The organism is Thalassospira profundimaris (assembly GCF_003326755.1).
In the GTDB taxonomy this organism is placed as follows: domain Bacteria; phylum Pseudomonadota; class Alphaproteobacteria; order Rhodospirillales; family Thalassospiraceae; genus Thalassospira; species Thalassospira profundimaris_B.
Map to the genome: position 1 here is coordinate 1 of NZ_JPWH01000058.1, position 2,644 is coordinate 2,644.

Here is a 2,644-nt window from a genome sequence, read left to right on the forward strand (position 1 = left end):
CAACCACGGCAAAGCCCTTGCCGGCATCGCCAGCACGTGCCGCCTCGATGGTGGCGTTAAGGGCCAGAAGGTTGGTTTGCTCGGCAATATCGGTGATCAGGGCGATCACCTCGCCAATGCGATTGGCCGACTGCGACAGGCTGTTAACCAGGTCGTTGGTTTCACGTGCTTTTTGGGCAGCTTCATTGGAAATGCGGGTTGATTCCGCCATCTGGCGGTTGATTTCCGCATTCGATGCCGCCAGTTGCTCGGTTGCGGCAGCCACGGTTTCAACATTGTTGGTGGCTTCGCGGGCCGAGTTTGCAACATCTTCACTCTGGTCCGAAACCTTTCCGGCGCTGTTCGTCATCTGGCCGGACACACCCTGAAGCTGTTCGGCCAGGGCAGCGATTTCGCCAACAGCACTTTCCACTTCCCCTTGCAGGGTGTCGGCCAGGCCCAGCAATTCATCACGCAGGGCCTCGTTGCGTTCGCGGTTCAGGCGTTCGGCTTCGGCCTGCATTTCGCGAACTTTCAGGGCATTGTCCTTAAAGACTTCGACAGCACGGCCCATCGCCGAAATTTCGTCATTGCCCCTGGCGGGGACGGTAACGTCAAGATTGCCATCTGCAAGCTGGATCATGGTTTGCTGCAAGCCGCCAAGACGACGCAGCAGGTTTCCACGCACATAAATCACGTAAATGGCCAGGGACAGCAAGACGGCGATTGCCGCAACAATATACAGAATAAGCGAGCTTTGCTTTTGCAATTCGCGGGCGTCAGAGGCAGCACTGTCTACACCTTCCTGCAATGCCTCGACGACCTGATCCACGCTTGCCCCCATCGCACGGGCGACTTCAGCGGCCTGGGTGACAAGTTTCTGGGAATCAATTGCTGCCTGTAATTCGCGGCTTTGCAAATCGGGGATACTGTCCGGCCCGACCGAAAGCTTTTCCATCTTGCCGATCAGGTCTTCATAAAACTTGATCAGTTTGGGGTTGCCCAGATCCTTGAGCATGTTTTTGGCATCGCTGTAGCTGCCGCGGGCCCGGACACCGACAATGGACAGGCGTGTCATATCCCGTTCGGAGGCGGCACCAATAATAATATTGGAAACCTGGTTGCCAATATTGGTCAGGGCGACGAGCGGGGCGCGTTTGGAAACGCTGTCATGATATTTGAACAGCGAGGAAATCAGGTCTTCGCGCGGTTGACGGGTCTGGGCAACCGGACTTTGACGCAGGTCCTGCACCATTTCCGAAATCTGGCCCAACTGGTTTGATGTCACCGTCATCAGCGGTTTGAGCGTGCTGACAAAGCGTTCAGACATATTTTGAAAGTCTTTGAGCTTTTCAGCTTTTTCTTCGCCGATCTTGAAACGTTTCTGCGTCAGTTCGTGCAGTTTTGACAGCGTTTCCTGCAAATTCGCGCTGTTGCTTTCAATTTCGTCGAGCGTTGCAGACTGGATGCCCGACTGGCGTAATCCCGCGATCTGTTTTTTCAACGAGATAATGCGCCGGTCAAGGTCGGCTTTGACGCTTTCCTCTTCCTTTGGGGTCGATGCGGCAACAATACGCGGGGCAATTGCCACGATTTCAGCACTTTCGGTCGCAAGTTGCTGGGCGCTGAACATGGGTGGCAGTTTTTGTTCGGTAATGTTGTCAAGCTGCGAGCCAAATTGCCCGAAAGCCAGTGCGCCGACCGCCGCGGCGATGACAGCCATCAGGCCAACCAGTGCAAAGGAAACGAGCAGTTTGCCTCGAACTCCCATGCCACTTTTTTGCACGGATTTTCGCTGGTTCCGGCTTCCCGTATTCTGTTGCATAAAGTCTTAACCCCGTGTTCTGCGGCTGGTTTATGAAAACCCTGGCCCATTTACGGGAATTTCAGTCAGGACCATGCCGTTTTCACAATACCGTACCGGGCAGACGCAGATCTGCGACTGCTCGAATATTAAAAATGTTTCAGGTATTTCTTTTGGCCAGAATGTTGATTGTCCCCAACTGGCCTGTCCCCGAATTGATTGATTTATGTATAACATACTACCAAAGTTCAAGTAATTGGTTTGTTTTATATACAGGCGTATGGTTAAATTATGCCAATAACTGTCTTTCTTATTCCTCTGTAAATGATGATATGACCTAAAGTTGCGCATCATTTGAAAATTCATTTGAAAATAAAGTGTTTGGGCAATAAAAAACCCCGCCTGGAAAGACGGGGTAAAGTGTTTTCGATGTGTTCAGTCACAGGGCCGGAAATCATCCGGCGCTGTTTATGCAGCTATCGTCAGGATGCTGCACGATCGTGGGCCTGTTTGCGCAGGTCTTCGAGGATCGTGCCAATACGTTCCCGCAGGTTTTCCACCTTTTGCGCGGCGGTTTGGGCGGTTTCGAGCACCTGACCCGACAGTTCGCCGGTTTTTGACGTTTCGCTGGCGACATCATTGATGGATTTTGAAACCGCCCGGGTCCGGTCTGCCGCGCCGCGGACGTTGCGGGTGATTTCATTGGTCGCCGAGCCCTGCTGTTCGATCGCGGCCGAGATTGTGGTGGCAATTTCATTGATGTTTTCAATGATGCTGCCGATGGCTTCGATGGCCGAGACGGATTCGCCAGTCGATTTCTGAATGCCGGTAATCTGCCCGGCAATTTCATCGGTGGCCTTT

General features: G+C 53.0%; 1 protein-coding gene and 1 pseudogene. Both read right to left on the minus strand.

The window, feature by feature from the left end:
- A partial coding sequence (locus tag TH25_RS25590) for a methyl-accepting chemotaxis protein (RefSeq protein WP_309471296.1) occupies nucleotides 1–1,702 on the minus strand: 1,702 nt, incomplete at its 3' end.
- 563 nt (nucleotides 1,703–2,265) lie between these two features.
- Nucleotides 2,266–2,644: pseudogene (locus TH25_RS24455) on the minus strand (methyl-accepting chemotaxis protein); the annotation flags it as partial.